At 48.8% G+C, this 17,552-nt stretch carries 12 protein-coding genes; 8 read left to right on the top strand and 4 right to left on the bottom strand.

What is annotated here, in order from left to right:
* Nucleotides 1-6: 6 nt before the first annotated feature.
* From RGU72_RS13695 to RGU72_RS13685, 3 genes are read right to left on the bottom strand one after another with little or no spacing between them, the layout of a single operon-like run.
* Nucleotides 7-954, bottom strand: a complete 948-nt coding sequence (locus RGU72_RS13695) for an MlaD family protein (RefSeq protein ID WP_322120254.1) — start codon at nucleotides 952-954, stop codon at nucleotides 7-9.
* Nucleotides 954-1,847 (bottom strand): ABC transporter ATP-binding protein, encoded by an 894-nt coding sequence (locus RGU72_RS13690; RefSeq protein WP_322120253.1) that lies wholly within the window; start codon nucleotides 1,845-1,847, stop codon nucleotides 954-956. Before RGU72_RS13690 ends, RGU72_RS13695 begins: the two co-directional genes overlap by 1 nt.
* The gene (locus RGU72_RS13685) at nucleotides 1,847-2,986 is read right to left on the bottom strand and encodes an ABC transporter permease (protein ID WP_322120252.1); all 1,140 of its coding nucleotides are present in this window, start codon (nucleotides 2,984-2,986) and stop codon (nucleotides 1,847-1,849) included. Before RGU72_RS13685 ends, RGU72_RS13690 begins: the two co-directional genes overlap by 1 nt.
* 188 nt (nucleotides 2,987-3,174) lie before the next feature.
* Here RGU72_RS13685 and RGU72_RS13680 point away from each other — a divergent pair, with 188 nt between their 5' ends.
* From RGU72_RS13680 to RGU72_RS13670, 3 genes are all read left to right on the top strand, one after another.
* The gene (locus RGU72_RS13680; RefSeq protein ID WP_322120251.1) at nucleotides 3,175-4,230 is read left to right on the top strand and encodes a DUF3667 domain-containing protein; all 1,056 of its coding nucleotides are present in this window, start codon (nucleotides 3,175-3,177) and stop codon (nucleotides 4,228-4,230) included.
* A 248-nt stretch (nucleotides 4,231-4,478) separates the two neighbouring features.
* On the top strand, nucleotides 4,479-8,375 hold the full coding sequence (locus tag RGU72_RS13675; RefSeq protein ID WP_322120250.1) for a DUF2339 domain-containing protein: 3,897 nt from the start codon (nucleotides 4,479-4,481) through the stop codon (nucleotides 8,373-8,375).
* Nucleotides 8,372-9,910, top strand: coding sequence for a DUF3999 domain-containing protein (locus RGU72_RS13670; protein WP_322120249.1), 1,539 nt, complete (start codon nucleotides 8,372-8,374; stop codon nucleotides 9,908-9,910). The genes RGU72_RS13675 and RGU72_RS13670 overlap by 4 nt, the downstream gene beginning before the upstream one ends.
* 143 nt (nucleotides 9,911-10,053) lie before the next feature.
* Here the strand turns inward: RGU72_RS13670 and RGU72_RS13665 are convergent, their stop codons facing one another.
* A complete protein-coding gene (locus RGU72_RS13665; RefSeq protein ID WP_322120248.1) occupies nucleotides 10,054-11,997 on the bottom strand; it encodes a phosphoethanolamine transferase in 1,944 nt (647 codons plus the stop codon).
* Nucleotides 11,998-12,484: 487 nt separating this feature from the next.
* Here RGU72_RS13665 and rpsL point away from each other — a divergent pair, with 487 nt between their 5' ends.
* The 5 genes from rpsL (at nucleotide 12,485) to rpsJ (ending at nucleotide 17,453) form a co-directional block, all read left to right on the top strand.
* Complete coding sequence (rpsL, locus tag RGU72_RS13660) at nucleotides 12,485-12,868, top strand: 30S ribosomal protein S12 (protein WP_322120247.1); 384 nt, start codon at nucleotides 12,485-12,487, stop codon at nucleotides 12,866-12,868.
* Nucleotides 12,869-13,008: 140 nt separating this feature from the next.
* Nucleotides 13,009-13,479, top strand: coding sequence for a 30S ribosomal protein S7 (rpsG, locus tag RGU72_RS13655; RefSeq protein ID WP_322120246.1), 471 nt, complete (start codon nucleotides 13,009-13,011; stop codon nucleotides 13,477-13,479).
* Between the two features lie 128 nt (nucleotides 13,480-13,607).
* On the top strand, nucleotides 13,608-15,713 hold the full coding sequence (fusA, locus tag RGU72_RS13650; RefSeq protein ID WP_322120245.1) for an elongation factor G: 2,106 nt from the start codon (nucleotides 13,608-13,610) through the stop codon (nucleotides 15,711-15,713).
* A gap of 103 nt (nucleotides 15,714-15,816) precedes the next feature.
* The gene (tuf, locus tag RGU72_RS13645) at nucleotides 15,817-17,010 is read left to right on the top strand and encodes an elongation factor Tu (RefSeq protein WP_322120244.1); all 1,194 of its coding nucleotides are present in this window, start codon (nucleotides 15,817-15,819) and stop codon (nucleotides 17,008-17,010) included.
* A 128-nt stretch (nucleotides 17,011-17,138) separates the two neighbouring features.
* Complete coding sequence (gene rpsJ / locus RGU72_RS13640; protein ID WP_262834989.1) at nucleotides 17,139-17,453, top strand: 30S ribosomal protein S10; 315 nt, start codon at nucleotides 17,139-17,141, stop codon at nucleotides 17,451-17,453.
* Nucleotides 17,454-17,552 lie beyond the last annotated feature (99 nt).

The raw sequence follows: 17,552 nt of genomic DNA, 5'->3' as shown, positions 1-17,552 counted from the left end.
ACGCGATTACTTCGGTGCGACAAAGCCCGGCTCACCCGGCCCTGGTGCCGGCGCTGCATTGCCAAATAACAGACTTTGCGGCCGCTCATTGAGTGCATCGGTGGTACGGTTGATCGCGCGCAAACTGCTGCGGGCGTCGTTGGTGATGGCATTGATTTTAGGCAGGGTTTCCTGACTGATGCCGGCACTGATTTGTTCTACTGACTGGTTGAGCCTGGCTAAAGGGCCGTCTGGCGCTTGCATGCTGACCGTGAACTGGTTGATGTTGTTGCTGAGTTTGCTGGCGTCGCCCGACAAGGTTTTGATGGCGATCAGGGTGCTTTGGGTTTGCTCGGCCAGCGCGGGTAGTTTGTCTAAAGCGGGGCCGAGTTTTTCCGGGACTGTTTGCCAGGCTGCGGCGGCTTTGCCGATGTTTTCTACTGCGGTGGCGATGGATTGGCGATTATTTGGGTCGAGCAGCAGGTTCAGGCGCTTAGTCAGCTCTTCGGTCTGGTTCAGGATAGCGACGCCACGTTGCTCCAGATTTTGCATCATGCCCGGGCGCAGCGGAATCCGTGGAATTACATCGTTTTGAGTCGAGGCCAGCAGTGGTGCGTGATCTGCATGAATATTGTCTTCATCCAACTGCACAAACGCAATACCGGTCACGCCTTGGTAAGCCAGTGTGGCATAGGTGGATTTGGTCACAGGCGTGTCTGACATCACATCTAAATGCAATAAAATCTGACCGGGTGTAGTGGGGTCAAAGCTGATGTTGCTGACATTGCCAACCCGTATGCCTTTGTAGCGCACGGCGGCTTGCATATTTAGTCCGGCGACCGACAATTTGGTCGCAATTTCGTACGGTGTACGCTTGATTTTATCTTTGCCCAGCCAGAGCGCAAAGACCGCCGCCAAAACCAATAAGGCAATCGTAAAAAAACCTGCCATCAGTGCGTGAGATCTGTTTTCCATCAGGTATTAACTCCTTTGCCGTGCGCATCGTCCACGCTACCGCTGTTGCTCTTACTATGACTATGATCACTGCTATCTTTGACATCAGGTGACGTGAATACTTCCATCGCTCTGCAGCCACGTCCACCCAGAAAGAAAGTCTGAATAAACGGATGCTGAAACGCCACCACTTCTTGCGGTGTGCCGATGGTAACGACTTTTTTCTCTGCTAACACGGCGATCCTGCTGGATAAGGCGAATAAGGTATCCAGATCATGCGTCACCATCACGACTGTCAAATGTAATTGCTGACGCAGTGATTGAATCAGCTTGACGAAACTGTCTGATCGATCAGGGTCTAGTCCTGCCGTTGGCTCGTCCAAAAATAATAATTCGGGATCAAGTGCCAACGCACGTGCCAGCGCGATTCGTTTGATCATGCCGCCGGACAAATCGGCGGGCATTTTTTTCGCATGTTCAAACCCAATCCCCGCCATGTGTAGTTTGAGATACACCATGTCGGCAATCAGACTCTCCGATAAGGTACGGAGTTCCCGCATCGGTTGGGCGACGTTGTCAAACACGCTGAGTGCAGAATACAAAGCACCATGCTGAAACAGCATGCCAGAGCGGCGTCGTAAAAAATCCAGATTGTTGGTGCTGGGCGCATGGATGTCTTCATCAAACACGCGAATGTTGCCTTGCGCCGGTGTCTCCAAGCCCAGCATCTGGCGCATTAAGACCGTTTTGCCCGAGCCGGAACCACCGACGATCGATAAAATCTCGCCTTGCTGCACTTGTAAATTTAAATTGTCATGCACAACCGCGTGACCAAACTGGGTACGCAGATGCTGGACATCGATGATGGAATTGGAGGCAGTGGGTGCAACCGAGGCAATCGAGGTAGTAGTCATCAGTAATATCCTGACTTGCTAAACAAGATCGCAAATATCGCATCAGCAATAATTACAATCGTAATCGAGATCACAACCGAGCTGGTTGTGCCTTGACCCAGACTTTCGGTATTGGGCTTAATGCGCAAACCAAAATGGCAGGCGACCAGCGCAATCAATATGCCAAAGGTGACACCTTTGAGCATGCCAATCCAGTAATTAATCAAAGCGACGGCTTCTGGCAATTTATACAGAAAAAATGTCGGTGACATCCCCAGCCGGGATTGCGCTGCCAGCATGCCACCGGCTAATGCCATCACATCGGTCCAGATCACCAGCAAAGGCATCGCAATCGCCAAGGCAATTACTCGCGGCATAATCAGTCTATAACCATGTGGTATTCCCATCACCCGCATGGCGTCTAGCTCTTCCGTCACCCGCATCACACCGAGCTGCGCGGTGATCGCTGACCCTGATCGACCTGCAACCAAGATCGCTGCCAGCAAAGGTCCTAGTTCGCGGACGATGCTCATACCCAAAATATTTACGATATATAACTCGCCGCCAAAAGCGCGCAACTGTTGCGCCGACAAATAAGACAGCACAATCCCGATCAAAAAACCAACTAGCGCCGTAATCCCCAATGCCTGAAAACCAGTACGGTACAGGTTGGCAGAAATTTCTTTCCAGGGGCCTTGCAGCGGATGACGGATCAGGCGGAATAAATCCAGGATGAGCTGCCCCAATAAAATGGTCAGACCTTTTCCATGCTCGACAAAACTTAGTACAAATGTACCCAATTGGCTGACCCGCTCCCACCGTTCTTTTGGTAAGTGCGGCACTGGTAGCTGGCAGACTTCTTCCAGTCTGACAAATAAGCCTTCGTGATATGTCTGCAATTGCAAATCAGCAGGGCGCTTTTTGCCCCAGATCTGCCACAAAATTTGTGCGCCAATATGGTCAAGTGCGGTAATGTCGCGCAAATCCCAGTGCAAATTATTCGGCAACTCCAACGGTGTGCGCAGCGCTTGCAATTGCGCGGTCAAGGTTTGCATCAGCGCTTGATTGCTCAGGGTGTGCGCCCGCCACGATCCTGCCAGATGGATGGTATTCGGGTTGGATGAGTGTCTGGTCAGCGAGGGAGGTGTGTCACGGGGCATACCCGCAGTGTAAGGGAGATTGAATTGAGCGGCAATCATCCTGACCCAAAATCAGCATGAGTTTGCCATGCTTGCATTTGCAATCTGATCATGTTTCACTGCAACTTATTTTTACGCTTGTCGCTTTATCTAGCCGCCAATTTCGACGCTATCTCATTTGCTTTTTAACTTATTGACTATCCCCCAGTATGACTTCCAGTCACCATCATTCCACTGGCTACTGTGCCAATTGTGATCACCCAGCACCGAAGAATTTTTGTCCTGCATGCGGCCAAAAAACGCATATAGAAACTCCGACCTTGTGGGAATTTATTCACGAATATCTGCATCACTATATCGCGCTGGAAGGCACCTTAACTCGTACTTTGTGGATGTTAATCGCTCATCCCGGCAGGCTGACTGCGGAATACGTGGCAGGAAGACGACAACGTTATATCAAGCCCTTGCAGCTATATCTGACGATGAGCTTTATATTTTTTGTGCTGTTTGGGCTGTTCGGACATCTGCCTGTCAGTGGTGGCGATATTGAGAAAGCACAGACGGCTAATAAAGAGAATGTCATGAAGGAGTTGATGGATGACCCGGACGAAGATGTCGCCGCTGCAGCTACCGGCATTGGTATCGGCATCGGCAATGTCCTTGATCCATTAAAAGCAAATATAAAAAAGAATAGTGACACCCGTAAGGCTGGGCAATCTATCGGGGAGAGTGGAGTATTGCAGGAGGCGTCTGAGGAATCTGCGGCATCTGAGGTAGTGGAAAAAAGCGATGCTTCCGTGCCACCCAAAGTCAAATCACAGCTAGGTGGCAGTCCTGCGGCCATTGCATGGGTCAAACGAGCGGGTAAACGTTTTAAGGAGTATCAGCTTCATCCTGAAGAAACCAGAAAAGAACTAGGCAAAGAGGCCTTGCATAAAGCCCCGTATGCGGTGTTCGTGCTGATGCCTGTATTTGCGTTCTTGTTATGGCTGGTGTATTTCCGCCGCCATCTGGTGTACGGCATTCACCTGGTATTGGCGTTTCATTTGCATGCTTTCACATTTTTATTGTTCTTGCTCTTGATGATTCCGTTTGTGCCGTCTGAATTGTTGACGATTGGGTTCCCGGTTTATTTTGTCATCGCATTACGGCAGGTCTATCACGGTCGATGGCTGGCGCAAATACTGCGGGCGCTGATGTTAATGGGACTGTATCTGATCTGTGTTGGCATCGCGCTGTGCGTCTTGTTTGTGACATTGATTTAATTATCATACTTGGGTGAGTATGATAACTTTTCTTATAAGTGTCCATATAAAGTATGGACATCAAGGCTGTAGATGGCAATACTCCCCCAATTTTAATATCTTTGAGTGGTCTCACGCGTTTTAAAGGTCTGGCAAAAGAAGGGCATTTTCTTGTGATTGTTTTAATTTTGTAGAAATAACATCATTCCTGGTTTACTATCGCCCGACTATTTCCCTCGTTTTGGGGGTATTGATCTAAAGGATGCAGTATGTGGATATTGGGCGCCATTATTGGTTTGATCCTTGGTATAGCGACCTCATCAACCAATGCCGCGGTGTTATATGCCATCGTTGGTGGTTTTGCGGCGCATGTTTTAAAGCAAGTGCTCAGTCAGAACAGTCGGAATAAAAAATCTGATGACGGCAAAAACCAGAATGCAGAACTGGTGGAACTCCGGGGACAGGTCGCAGTATTGGAGCGACGTTTGCAGACGGTAGAGCAGCAACTGGCTGCATCAAGCATCGTCAGCAAACAATCCCATATCAGTGAAGTTGAAACCGATCAGGTGCTAGCGCTTGATGTGATTGCAGAGCCTGTGATGAGTCCTGTGGCTACCGTACCTATGGTTCCTTCTGCTCCTATATCTAAAACAAGTTCGACAAGTTCCGCAAGTTCGCTGGCCGAGGCGATCAATGAGATGGCGGCAATTCTGAAGCCAGAATCCGTTGCTGTTACAGCAGACCCGGCGGTAACGGAGCTAGCAGCGAAGCCAACACAAGCCGCCGCGATCAAGGCCAATACAAACAACGCGCAAATTTCAGTAACTGCATCGACATCGGCAACTACACCAGCAGCGACAGCACGCCCGACGATCGCACCACGACGACCGCCGGTGCCGCAGATTCCGTTCCGCGATCGTTTGCCAGAACCTGTCCGCAACTTGATCTATGGCGGCAACGCGCTGGTGAAAACTGGCGTACTGATTTTATTCCTTGGGCTAGCCTTCTTATTACGTTACACCGCTGAACGCGTTACGGTACCGATTGAGTTGCGCTACGCCGGTGTCGCATTGGTTGGCATGGTCTTATTGGGACTGGGGTGGCTTTTGCGACATAAGCGTCGGGATTACGGCTTGATTTTGCAGGGCATGGGCGTTGGCGTGTTTTATCTGACGACGCTAGCAGCGATTAAATTTCATGGATTAATTCCGGCCGAAGCAGGATTTGGATTTATGTTGGCGGTGTCCTTGCTGGGTGCTGCATTGGCGATTTTCCAGAAGGCGCCAGCACTTGCCATCATCGCCGCGCTGGAGGGTTTTGCGACACCGGTATTGACTTCGACTGGTGGTAATCACATGGTCGGTCTGTTCACTTACCTGACGATTCTGGATATCGGGATTGTATTGATTGCTTGGTTTAATGCCTGGCGTGTGTTGAATGTGATCGGTTTTGTCGGCACATTCACCCTCGCCTCGGGCTGGGCCAATCAGTATTACAGCGATGCGCAATACCCGACAGTGCAGGCATTTTTGATCGTATTCTTTTTATTGTTTACGGCGGTCGGATTGCTATTCGCACGCCGTACGCTATTAGATGCGAAGTTAGTTGAGTCTGACAGCTTGGCAAAACAAGCCGGCGCAGCCTTGGCGCAAGTTGGCCGGGTCGATAGTGCCCTCGTATTTGGTACGCCGCTTACTGCGTTTAGCTTGCAATATCTGCTGATGAAGCCTTGGGAATTCGGCGCCGCCTTTTCGGCATTGGCGCTCAGTGGGTTTTATTTATTGCTGGCACGCATAGTTTTTTCTAAAGAGAAAGCCGGGCTGGCGTTATTGGCTGAGGCATATGCGATTGTTGGCGTGATCTTCGGTACGCTCGCCATTCCGCTGGGATTGGAAGGCGTCTGGACTGGCGCGGCTTGGGCGGTGGAGGGCGCTGGTATGCACTGGCTGGGTGTGCGGCAACGTCGCCCGTATGCACGCGGGTTTGCGTATCTGGTATTGCTGGGGGCATCCTATAAATTACTCAACACCATCACGATAGACGCGACTGCTGTTGGTCACTTCTTGCATGGTTCCAGCATTGGCCCGATCTTGCTAGCGGCCAGCGCGTTCGCAATGTGGTTACAACATCGTCGTGCAGCGTTAAACACGACAGACCATTGGGAAGCGATTCCAGGTTCACTGCTACCTTGGCTGGGTATGGCAGCATTGACTGTGTTGCCGTGGCAATGGTTTGTTCCTTCTGTCGCCGCCGCAGCCACGGCGGTATTGTCGGTCGTCACATTTGGAGTTGCTAACCGCTGGCGCTTAAAGCCTTTGCTGCCTGTCGTAGGCACTTTGCAAGTAGTCGCTGTGGTCAGTTTTATCGCAGGTTTGCATCGCTCTGCCAGCGGCTTTGCTCCCGCAAACAGCGCTTTAGAAAGCGGTTCGCAAGGCTTACTCACTGCGCTGGTGATTGCAGCATGTATTTTATTCACTGCAGGATGGCGCATGGCGGCAATCTTGCGTGAAGCCAAACAAAATAATCAGGCACCAAACTGGTCCTTGGCCAATTCAGTCGCGGTGGTTGCGGGCGTAGGATTGCTGCATCTGGCGATGTTGTTTGCGATTAATTTTCAGCAAGCCGCGTTGATCTGGCCGATCACAGCTTGTCTTGCTTTGTGGGTGGCATTGAGAATGTCACATAGTGCATTGGCCGCATTTGCCTTGTTATTGCAAGTGTTCTCCGTGCCTTTATTTTTACTGTACCAAACCGATGCGCCAGCGTTAGCCCAGTTGGATGCTTTGGCCGACTCCGGATCTTTGATGAGCAATTCATTCAATTTCTGGACGCCTCTGGTATTTGGTCTGGCGGCATGGTTTAGTGGTGATCGTTTACAAATGGCGGCTAAGCAATCAGTTGATCACGATGCCACAAGATCAGCCAAGTCATGGCTTTCTTTGGATGTTTTACTTTGGGCACCGGTGGTCTGGGGCTTGTTATGGCTTTTGCGTGCGCTGTTTGATGAGGCAGCATATCGTCTTTTAAATCCCGATTTGTTTAGTTTTATCCCCGCCAGCAGAATTGCGATTGTGCTGATGCTGTCTATCGTCATGTCAGTACTGGCGCGTTGGCGCAACTGGTCACAAATGGGACAGGCGACTTTTTTCACCTTACCTGCTTTGATGCTGATTGGCTTGATCGAGTTATTTAGAGCTGCTTACGGCACCAGCGTATTTATACCCTCGCAAGCCTTGGGCTGGTTGCTCTGGCCAATTGCCTTGGCGTGGCATCTACGTTTGTTATTCGTGCAAGCGCGCTGGAGTGAACATTTTTTCCGCAAACTGTTTCATGTGTGCGGTTTCTGGTTCTTTGTTTTGCTGGGAGCACGTGAAGTGCAATGGCATATGAGTAGTATTTCTCAGCCTTGGTCGGCGTGGCCTATGCTGGGCTGGATTTTGGTACCAGCACTCAGTTTGTGGCTGGTCCGATCACAGTTTGTATTGCGTCGCTGGCCGCTAAGCGAATTCCGTCAGGCCTATGTGGAGATCGCGGGCACACCGGTTGCCGCCTATCTGTTTTTATGGTGCTGTATCAGTAATGTTGTCAGTGCTGGCAGTGCTGCACCTCTGCCTTACATTCCCCTGATCAATCCTCTGGAGTTGGGACAATGGCTAGTATTAGCGTCGCTAGTTGCCTGGTGGAGAGCGTTGCCAGTCAAAGCCTATGATGAACAATTAAAATCTGCCATCAGCAAACTGGTTGCTGCGTTAGCACTGGCATTGATTACCGGCATGGTACTGCGTACCATCCATCATTGGGCGGGTGTGGAGTGGCAGTTCGACAGCTTATTTGCCTCATGGCTAGCGCAAGCTGCGGTGTCAATTACCTGGGCAATTGCCGGTGTCGCAGCGATGTTGTTTGGCAACCGCCGTGGCTCACGCTCTGTGTGGATGGCGGGTGCAGGCTTGCTTGCGGTTGTGGTGTTGAAATTGTTTATTGTTGAATTAGCCGATCGTGGTGGTTTGTATCGCATCGTCTCGTTTATCGGAGTGGGCGTGCTGTTGTTGGTCGTCGGATATTTTGCGCCTGTGCCAGTAAAAAAAGAGTCGTCGCATGCGGAGAAATCTGATCTGAAGCCAGATACAGAGCCCGCTTCAAAGCCCAACTCTGGAGCCGCCATATGACGTCGCGCAATCTCTTCAGCGTGCTTGGGTGCATGGCGGTTTCTTTTGCTACACAGGCCGCCAATATTGCTGCTGCCGATGTGCCTAAGCCAAAGCCCGTTCAACAAGCTACCATCGCCCTCAGTGGTGACGGACCATTTTATCAATTGAGTTTGCCCACGACGATTTATCCTTCTGCCGCTCATACCGATTTGCGCGATGTTCGTATCCTCAATGCCAGCGGCGCCGCGGTGCCGTATGCATGGCTTCAGCAAGCGCAGCAAGATGCAACTGCGCCCGAATTCATATCAAACAAACTCCCTGTGTTTCCTTTGAAAACGGCCGTCGCTGATCAATCTGCTTCCCGTAATGATGTGCAACTCAGCTTTACGCAGAAACCGGATGGCTCTTTGATTTCCATCAGTACGGGCAAGCTTGCTGCGCAAACGCCAGCATCGGCCGGCGATTGGATTATCGACGCCAGCCAGGTTCAGGGACAGTTTTTGCAAGCGCGTGTGAGCTTGGCAGACAATGCGGAAGGTTTGTTTCCCTTGACGCTGGAAGCGAGCGATGATTTGCATCAATGGCGCAGCATAGGTGGTGAACAGCAACTGGCGATACTCAAGCAACAGGGCGCGGCGATAGAACGACTAACCCTGGATTTATATGGCGCCCATGCCCGGTTTGTACGCCTGCACTGGCTTGATTCAGCCCGCAGTGCGGCGATACGGTCGTTCACGCTGGATAGTGTGAAGCAGTTAGAAACGCTGTCGCCCTTGCAATGGTCTAGCCGTATTTCGGCGATAAGCTGCGAGATTCATTATTGCGACTACCTGTTACCCAAGAATACGCCGATCGATAACCTGCGGATTCGGCTTGCAGAGATTAATACATTGGCAGATGTGCAGATTTTGGGCGAGTTGCCAGCGAATACATCGGGTAATCCGGATGATACAAGCTATGGAGAGCATCGCCTATATCACTCGCCGCTGTACGCCTTGCATGCTTTGCGCCATAAGCGCCAGGCAGATGCCGCGCCGGTAGACAATTTCATTGGATTAACTCAGAGCGTCTTGTATCGCTTAAAGCAAGGTGAGTATGAGGTCGAGTCAGAAAATCTGCCTATGAACGGTGGTATTTATACACGTTTGCGCTTGCAAACAGCAGGTGCGATTAGTTTGCTTGGGGCGACGCCGCCGACAATAGAAATTGCCAGTATTCCACGTAATCTGGCCTTTTTAGCGCGAGGAAATCCACCGTTTAGCCTGCAATGGGGCGTGGATCAAAAAGACAGCAGCGCGCTGCCGCTAGCGACATTGCTACCTGCTTACCGTAAAGATCAGGTATTTAAAATGGATGCGGCAAGCGTGAACATCTCAGCTGCTACAGCACCAGTCGAATCCGTAGCAGCAAATTCGCAGCCACCAGCGACAAAAGAGAACAAAAGTGCGTCCAACAAAATCTGGTTATGGGCAGCGCTGGCAGCAGGTTTACTCCTGCTCGGCGGAATGGCGTGGTCTTTATTTCGGACGATGTCTAAAGAAAGCGGGAATTAATCGTCGCTTTCTTATCTAACGAGTTTTGGTTAGTTTTGGGTAGTTTAATTTATATACATGAGGGTGTATGAAGTAATTAGGTGGTATTGTCCAGAGAATGATTGGACAATACGGCTTTCAATTCACATACTCCCCTGTTTTTTTTATTTCTCTTGCGTCAGCGGTGTCTTTTTATCCATCACCTCACGGCAATCACCTTTGAATGTGGCATTGTCATAGTTGGTCCAGCCATAGCTATCAACATAGCGAATATGGGTTTGCAACTTCGGATTTAGAAAACTCCATTCAAGGCGCTCGCCCGGGTAATGGATATTCGCCATGTCTAATAAAGAATGAAATACGTTCTCTGTGGACAGTCTGGCGTTCTGGTGTTTGTACAATTGTTTGATCTTGTCGGGATACTGGGTTTGATACGCGTCCGAGTACCACATGAAAGCCGGAATATGGAATTCATACTGCGTGTTATGGCCATGAAAGGCGAGGTTGCAACTGCCGTCATACAAGGTTTGTCCGTGATCAGATACATACAGCATCGAGGTCAGCTGCTGACTCGTTTTGAGTCGCTTGATTACCTCAGACAACATCCAGTCAACATACAGCACGGAATTGTCATAGCTATTATTGAGCGCTTGCTTGTTTTTTAGATCGGTATAGGCCGGATTGTTGATGCCAAATAATGATGGCTTCCACTGGTCGAATTCTTTAGGATGGCGATGACTGTAATTCCAATGATTACCCAAGGTGTGCAGCACAATCAGTTTTTTAACTGCTGGGTCGTGCATGGCATTTTCCATCGGCGACAACAAAATTTGATCCAGACTGGAGTTATTCGTAAAGCCGCCTAGATTTAAAAACTGTGTGACATCGGCTTCTTTGGCAAACACAGAGGTCGGCGTATCAAATTGCCCAAAGCTCATTTGATTTGACAACCAAAATGTTTTAAAACCCGCTTCTTTGAACGCGCTGATAAACGACTTTTCAGCAAAACCCGCTTTTAAACTCTGTGCCGCAGGCTTGCGCGAGACGATGATAGGTACCGACAAACGGGTAGCAGAGACGGCAGTGACTACATCGGTAAAACTGACGAGCTTGCTTTCCTGCTTTAACAGTGGATTGGTAGCGCGCTCATAGCCGTTGAGACTCCAGCGGTCATAGCGTGAGGATTCTCCAATCACCATGACGACGATTTGGGGCTGGTTTTTATCGCCAGTCAGACTCGCTTTAAAGTGGAATTCACTACTCTTTTCTGCGAGTTGCGACAAATAACTGCGCTCATTCCAAAAATCCTTGCCCCGGATAACCAGGCCGAACGGCCAGGTGCGGGCGAAGGTTTCCTCGTCGTAAGGGATCTTTGCCCAATGAGGTAGTTTGGGGAGCGTCGGCAGTAGCTGATTCCAGGCTTTCTCATAGAAAGTGATCTTTTTACCTGCCACTGATGGTGCTGAGACAGATGCTGGCACTGATATTGATGCTGCTGTTGGTGCCGAGGTACTGCTGTCGTCGTCTTCATCCTCATCTTCTTCCTCGCTGACAGAGGTGCTAGCGCTTAAGCTAGTTGACGCCTTTGCGCTGGCTTTGGCGGATGCAGATGCAATGCCAATTTGCTCGCCGTAAGTCCATGTGGCCGCGCCGCACAGCACTAAGATAATGACCAACCAGCGAGACTTATGCGTCCAATCCAGAGCCTGAGTTCGTTTGCTTAACTTTAAAATACTCCACCACCAGGCAATGACGGTGATCGATACGGCTAGCAATAGCCAGACTTTATTGCCTAAAAATTCAAGCGCTTCTTTTGGGCTGGTTTCTGCGATGATGCCCAGATGATGCGTTGAGATACCTTGCCCAAAAAACAGGCGTAAATAGATTTCCGTCGGTACTGCAAAAAAAGCAGGGAGCAGCAACCAGTGAAACCAGCGCGGCCGCTTCATGGTTGCCCATAAGGCAAGCCAGGTGATTACTTCCATCACCACAATCTGCCAAGCCTGTTCTACGGGCTTATCTAGCAACAATGAGAAGAATGGTAATGCCGACAGTAAAAAATAGCTGACAACAATATAAATAGCGGCGGGCTGCAACAAAGGCGGCATGGTGATGGTGGTCCGGTGTGGTCTGCCAGGCGCAATGCCCAGACATGCGCCAAGCGCAGTGAATCGTGAATACAGCGTAAAGCGCGTAAATATAAAGGATTTAAGATGGCTTGGTGCTGATGAGAAAAACTATGTTGCAATTTATTTTCAAGCTGTTTGCGAATGCGACCCTAAATGCTTGCCTTGTATTCCAGCGCAAACGGGCTATTCTGTAAGCCCAAACTTATGATCATGCCGCGCTAACTACTTGATTTGGTGTAGCTTACGCCGACACAAACAGATTGACAGCGGCAAGATCTAGGGTTTAAACTTGCGAGTTCTCGATTTTGGATGGTCTATAGCTTGCATATTTTCCCAAAAATATGATTGGTTTATTCAGCAAAAATCGGGTGTGTCGGATGAAAGTTCGATGCCAATAAAGATTTAAGTCCCCGGGCAACCGTTTCCGGGTTTGTGTTTAACGTTGTATTTTGTTGGATTAAAAACGATGCCAACCATCAATCAACTGATTCGCCAGCCACGTGTCTCTGTACGCGTCAAAAGCAAATCACCGGCGCTGGAAAACAGCCCGCAAAAACGTGGCGTTTGTACCCGCGTTTATACGACAACTCCAAAAAAGCCTAACTCGGCTTTGCGTAAAGTTGCCAAAGTACGTCTGACTAACGGTTTCGAAGTAATTTCGTATATCGGTGGTGAAGGCCATAACTTGCAAGAACATAGCGTAGTGCTGTTGCGCGGTGGTCGTGTAAAGGATTTGCCGGGTGTGCGTTACCATATGGTTCGCGGTGCTTTGGATACTCAAGGCGTTAAAGACCGTAAGCAAGCTCGTTCCAAATACGGTACGAAGCGCGCTAAGGCCGTTAAGAAGTAATACTCTTGTAAATTAATCTCCATAAAATGGAGCAGTGTCGGCTCCTAATGGGCTGAGTAAGTGGCAGGTTATGATGGCTTGCCGCGAGAAGTAGATGAAATGTTATCTGCGACTCAACTGAAGATTGAAAAGGAATCGAAATGCCACGTCGTCGTGAAGTCCCGAAACGGGATATTCTGCCGGACCCAAAGTTCGGCAATGTAGAAGTAGCAAAATTTGTAAACGTATTGATGTTGTCAGGCAAGAAGTCTGTTGCTGAGGGCATTATTTACGGTGCGTTTAATCACATCCAGCAAAAATCTGGTAAAGATCCATTGGAAGTGTTTGCACTGGCAATCAGTAATGCTAAACCATTGGTTGAGGTTAAGTCTCGCCGCGTTGGTGGTGCTAACTATCAAGTGCCAGTTGAAGTTCGTCCAGTTCGCCGTTTGGCTTTGTCTATGCGTTGGTTGCGTGAAGCAGCTAATAAGCGCAGTGAAAAATCTATGCCACAACGTTTGGGTGGCGAATTGCTTGAGGCTGCAGAAGGTCGTGGCGGCGCAATGAAGAAACGTGATGAAGTTCATCGTATGGCAGAAGCTAACAAGGCTTTCTCCCACTTCCGTTTCTAAGAGTAAAAGTAAAGGGCTATTGTGTATTTTTTATGCAATGGTTCTGGCAGGTAATTTGAATCAGGCCGGGCGTAATTTTCAAAAAAAATTGCGCTCGGTTTTGTCCATTAAAAGATTTAGGATTAGCTATGGCCCGTAAGACCCCCATTGAGCGCTACCGCAATATCGGTATTTCGGCTCACATTGATGCTGGTAAAACGACGACAACTGAGCGCGTTTTGTTTTATACCGGTGTAAACCACAAAATCGGTGAAGTGCATGATGGCGCGGCTACCATGGACTGGATGGAACAAGAGCAGGAACGTGGTATTACTATCACCTCTGCTGCGACAACATGCTTCTGGAAAGGCATGGCGAATAATTTTCTTGAGCATCACATTAATATTATTGATACTCCTGGTCACGTTGACTTCACGATCGAAGTTGAGCGTTCCATGCGTGTTCTTGATGGCGCCTGCATGGTTTACTGTGCGGTTGGTGGTGTGCAGCCTCAGTCTGAAACTGTATGGCGTCAGGCTAATAAGTACAAAGTTCCACGTTTGGCTTTCGTCAATAAAATGGATCGTACTGGCGCAAACTTCTTCAAAGTGTATGAGCAAATGCGTACACGTTTGAAAGCAAATCCAATTTTGATGCAAATCCCTATCGGCGCAGAAGAAAACTTCTTGGGCGTAGTTGATCTGGTCAAGATGAAGGCAATCTATTGGGATGAAGCCTCTCAAGGTATGAAATTTGACTATCGCGAAATTCCTGCTGAACTTGCTGCTTCAGCTCAAGAATGGCGCGAAAAAATGTTGGATGCTGCTGCAGAATCAACAGAAGAGTTGATGAATAAATACCTTGAAGAAGGCGATTTGTCTGAGGAAGACATCAAAACAGCAATTCGTGCACGCACTATTGCGGCTGAAATTGTTCCTATGATGTGCGGTACTGCATTTAAAAACAAAGGCGTACAAGCCATGTTAGATGCGGTTATTGAATACTTGCCTTCACCGGTTGATATTCCGCCAGTCACAGGATTGGATGAGTACGACGAGCCGACTTCGCGCAAGCCAGAAGATACTGAGAAGTTTTCAGCTTTGGCCTTTAAAATCATGACTGATCCGTTTGTTGGTCAGTTGATTTTTTTCCGCGTCTATTCTGGTATGGTTAAGTCGGGTGATACAGTATTCAACCCGAACAAGAATAAGAAAGAACGTCTTGGTCGTATTTTGCAGATGCATGCAAACCAGCGTGAAGAAATCAAAGAAGTACATGCGGGTGATATTGCTGCTGCTGTTGGTCTGAAAGATGCTACTACCGGTGAGACTTTGTGCGATCCATCTTCCATCATTACTTTGGAGCGTATGGTATTCCCTGAGCCAGTTATTTCTCAGGCAGTTGAGCCGAAAACTAAACAAGATCAGGAAAAAATGGGCCTGGCGTTGAATCGCTTGGCGCAAGAAGATCCTTCTTTCCGCGTGAAGACTGATGAAGAATCTGGTCAGACTATCATAGGCGGTATGGGTGAGCTTCATCTGGAAATTATTGTTGATCGTATGCGCCGTGAATTCGGCGTTGAAGCGACCGTCGGTAAGCCACAAGTTGCATATCGTGAAACTATTCGCAAGACTTGCGAAGAAATCGAAGGTAAATTTGTTAAGCAATCTGGTGGTCGTGGCCAATATGGTCACGTAGTTCTGAAAATCGAACCGCAAGAACCGGGTAAAGGTTTTGAATTCGTTGATGCGATCAAAGGTGGTACCGTTCCTCGTGAATATATCCCTGCGGTAGAAAAAGGCGTGATTGAAACTCTTGCTTCAGGCGTACTTGCTGGTTATCCAGTCGTTGACGTTAAAGTCACATTGTTCTTCGGTTCTTACCATGATGTCGATTCCAACGAAAACGCATTCCGTATGGCGGGTTCGATGGCATTTAAAGATGGTTGTCGCAAGGCGAGTCCAGTTATTCTCGAGCCAATGATGGCGGTTGAAGTTGAAACGCCAGAAGATTACGCTGGTACAGTGATGGGCGATTTGTCTTCACGTCGCGGTATGGTTCAAGGTATGGATGAGATTCCTGGTGGTGGCGGTAAGATCATTAAGGCTGAAGTGCCTTTGTCCGAAATGTTTGGTTACTCGACTTCTTTGCGTTCTGCAACGCAAGGTCGTGCAACATACACTATGGAATTTAAGCATTATGCAGAAGCGCCGAAAAACGTTATCGACGCAATCGTGACTTCGAAATCAAAATAATCTGATTTCAGTTCATTAAAAAGCTTTAAAGCATCTGACAAGCCCACTTCATGCCGAAGTGGGTTCATTATTGATAAATCGTTCTTTTTGAAGGAAGAATAAAATGGCAAAAGGTAAGTTTGAGCGCACCAAGCCGCACGTCAACGTAGGCACAATTGGTCACGTAGATCACGGTAAAACCACATTGACGGCAGCGATCGCGACAGTATTGTCCAAGAAGTTTGGCGGCGAAGCCAAAGCCTACGATCAAATTGACGCAGCGCCAGAAGAAAAAGCACGCGGCATCACGATCAACACAGCCCACGTAGAATACGAAACAGCCAATCGTCACTACGCCCACGTAGACTGCCCAGGCCATGCCGATTATGTTAAAAACATGATCACCGGCGCAGCACAAATGGACGGCGCGATCTTGGTTTGCTCCGCAGCAGATGGTCCAATGCCACAAACTCGTGAACACATCCTGTTGGCACGCCAAGTTGGCGTTCCCTACATCATCGTATTCCTGAACAAATGCGACATGGTCGATGACGCTGAACTGTTAGAACTCGTTGAAATGGAAGTGCGCGAATTGCTCTCCAAATACGAATTCCCAGGCGACGACCTGCCAATCATCCAAGGCTCCGCAAAATTGGCGCTCGAAGGCGACAAAGGTCCACTGGGCGAAGAAGCCATCATGAAACTCGCTGATGCACTAGACAGCTACATCCCAACACCAGAACGTGCTGTTGACGGCGCCTTCCTGTTGCCAGTAGAAGACGTCTTCTCCATCTCCGGTCGCGGTACTGTCGTAACAGGCCGTATCGAACGCGGTATCGTCAAAGTTGGCGAATCATTAGAAATCATCGGCATCAGCGACACTGCAGTTACAACTTGCACAGGCGTTGAAATGTTCCGCAAATTGCTCGACCAAGGTCAAGCAGGCGACAACGTTGGTGTATTGTTGCGCGGCACTAAGCGTGAAGACGTACAACGCGGTCAAGTGTTGGCAAAGCCAGGTTCCATTAAGCCGCACGCCCACTTCACAGGTGAAATCTACGTCTTGTCCAAGGACGAAGGTGGTCGTCACACACCATTCTTCAACAACTACCGTCCACAGTTCTACTTCCGCACAACGGACGTAACTGGCTCGATCGAGTTGCCGAAGGATAAAGAAATGGTCATGCCAGGTGACAACGTCTCTATTACAGTCAAGCTGATCAACCCGATTGCGATGGAAGAAGGCTTGCGCTTCGCGATTCGCGAAGGCGGTCGTACAGTTGGTGCGGGTGTTGTTGCTAAAATCTTGGCCGATTAATTCAGTCAGAGTTCGTGACTTCATTAAGCATGAACTTGTTTTGACCTAATCGTAATTTTGTTCTTTGTTTGAAAAAATGCTACGGATATGAATTTAATATCCGTGGCTCGTTCTTTTTAGGAAATGTTATGTCTACTAATCAAAAAATCCGTATTCGTCTAAAGGCTTTCGATTACAAATTGATCGATCAGTCTGCTCTTGAAATCGTGGAAACAGCTAAACGTACTGGCGCTGTTGTTAAAGGGCCAGTGCCTTTGCCAACACGGATTCAGCGTTTTGACGTTTTGCGCTCGCCACACGTGAACAAAACTTCTCGCGATCAATTTGAAATCCGTACTCATCAACGCCTGATGGACATCGTTGATCCAACTGATAAAACGGTTGATGCCTTGATGAAGTTAGACTTGCCAGCTGGTGTGGATGTAGAAATCAAGTTGCAATAAATTTTATAGTCGCAAATAGAAAATGCTACATACCATAATTTTTAGCATTTTCAAATAAATAGTCTTGTGAAATAAAATTTAGCAAGCTATAATCGAAGG

It is taken from the genome of Undibacterium sp. 5I1 (assembly GCF_034314085.1).
GTDB lineage: Bacteria > Pseudomonadota > Gammaproteobacteria > Burkholderiales > Burkholderiaceae_D > Undibacterium.
Note: the sequence above shows the minus strand (reverse complement) of the source record. Positions and strands in the feature narration are given on the sequence as shown.

What these genes read in the sequence shown, in the direction of transcription:
- RGU72_RS13695 (WP_322120254.1), bottom strand. Translation starts at nt 954, where the DNA reads ATGGAAAACAGATCTCACGCACTGATGGCAGGTTTTTTTACGATTGCC.
- RGU72_RS13690 (WP_322120253.1), bottom strand. Translation starts at nt 1,847, where the DNA reads ATGACTACTACCTCGATTGCCTCGGTTGCACCCACTGCCTCCAATTCC.
- RGU72_RS13685 (WP_322120252.1), bottom strand. Translation starts at nt 2,986, where the DNA reads ATGCCCCGTGACACACCTCCCTCGCTGACCAGACACTCATCCAACCCG.
- RGU72_RS13680 (WP_322120251.1), top strand. Translation starts at nt 3,175, where the DNA reads ATGACTTCCAGTCACCATCATTCCACTGGCTACTGTGCCAATTGTGAT.
- RGU72_RS13675 (WP_322120250.1), top strand. Translation starts at nt 4,479, where the DNA reads ATGTGGATATTGGGCGCCATTATTGGTTTGATCCTTGGTATAGCGACC.
- RGU72_RS13670 (WP_322120249.1), top strand. Translation starts at nt 8,372, where the DNA reads ATGACGTCGCGCAATCTCTTCAGCGTGCTTGGGTGCATGGCGGTTTCT.
- RGU72_RS13665 (WP_322120248.1), bottom strand. Translation starts at nt 11,997, where the DNA reads ATGCCGCCTTTGTTGCAGCCCGCCGCTATTTATATTGTTGTCAGCTAT.
- rpsL (WP_322120247.1), top strand. Translation starts at nt 12,485, where the DNA reads ATGCCAACCATCAATCAACTGATTCGCCAGCCACGTGTCTCTGTACGC.
- rpsG (WP_322120246.1), top strand. Translation starts at nt 13,009, where the DNA reads ATGCCACGTCGTCGTGAAGTCCCGAAACGGGATATTCTGCCGGACCCA.
- fusA (WP_322120245.1), top strand. Translation starts at nt 13,608, where the DNA reads ATGGCCCGTAAGACCCCCATTGAGCGCTACCGCAATATCGGTATTTCG.
- tuf (WP_322120244.1), top strand. Translation starts at nt 15,817, where the DNA reads ATGGCAAAAGGTAAGTTTGAGCGCACCAAGCCGCACGTCAACGTAGGC.
- rpsJ (WP_262834989.1), top strand. Translation starts at nt 17,139, where the DNA reads ATGTCTACTAATCAAAAAATCCGTATTCGTCTAAAGGCTTTCGATTAC.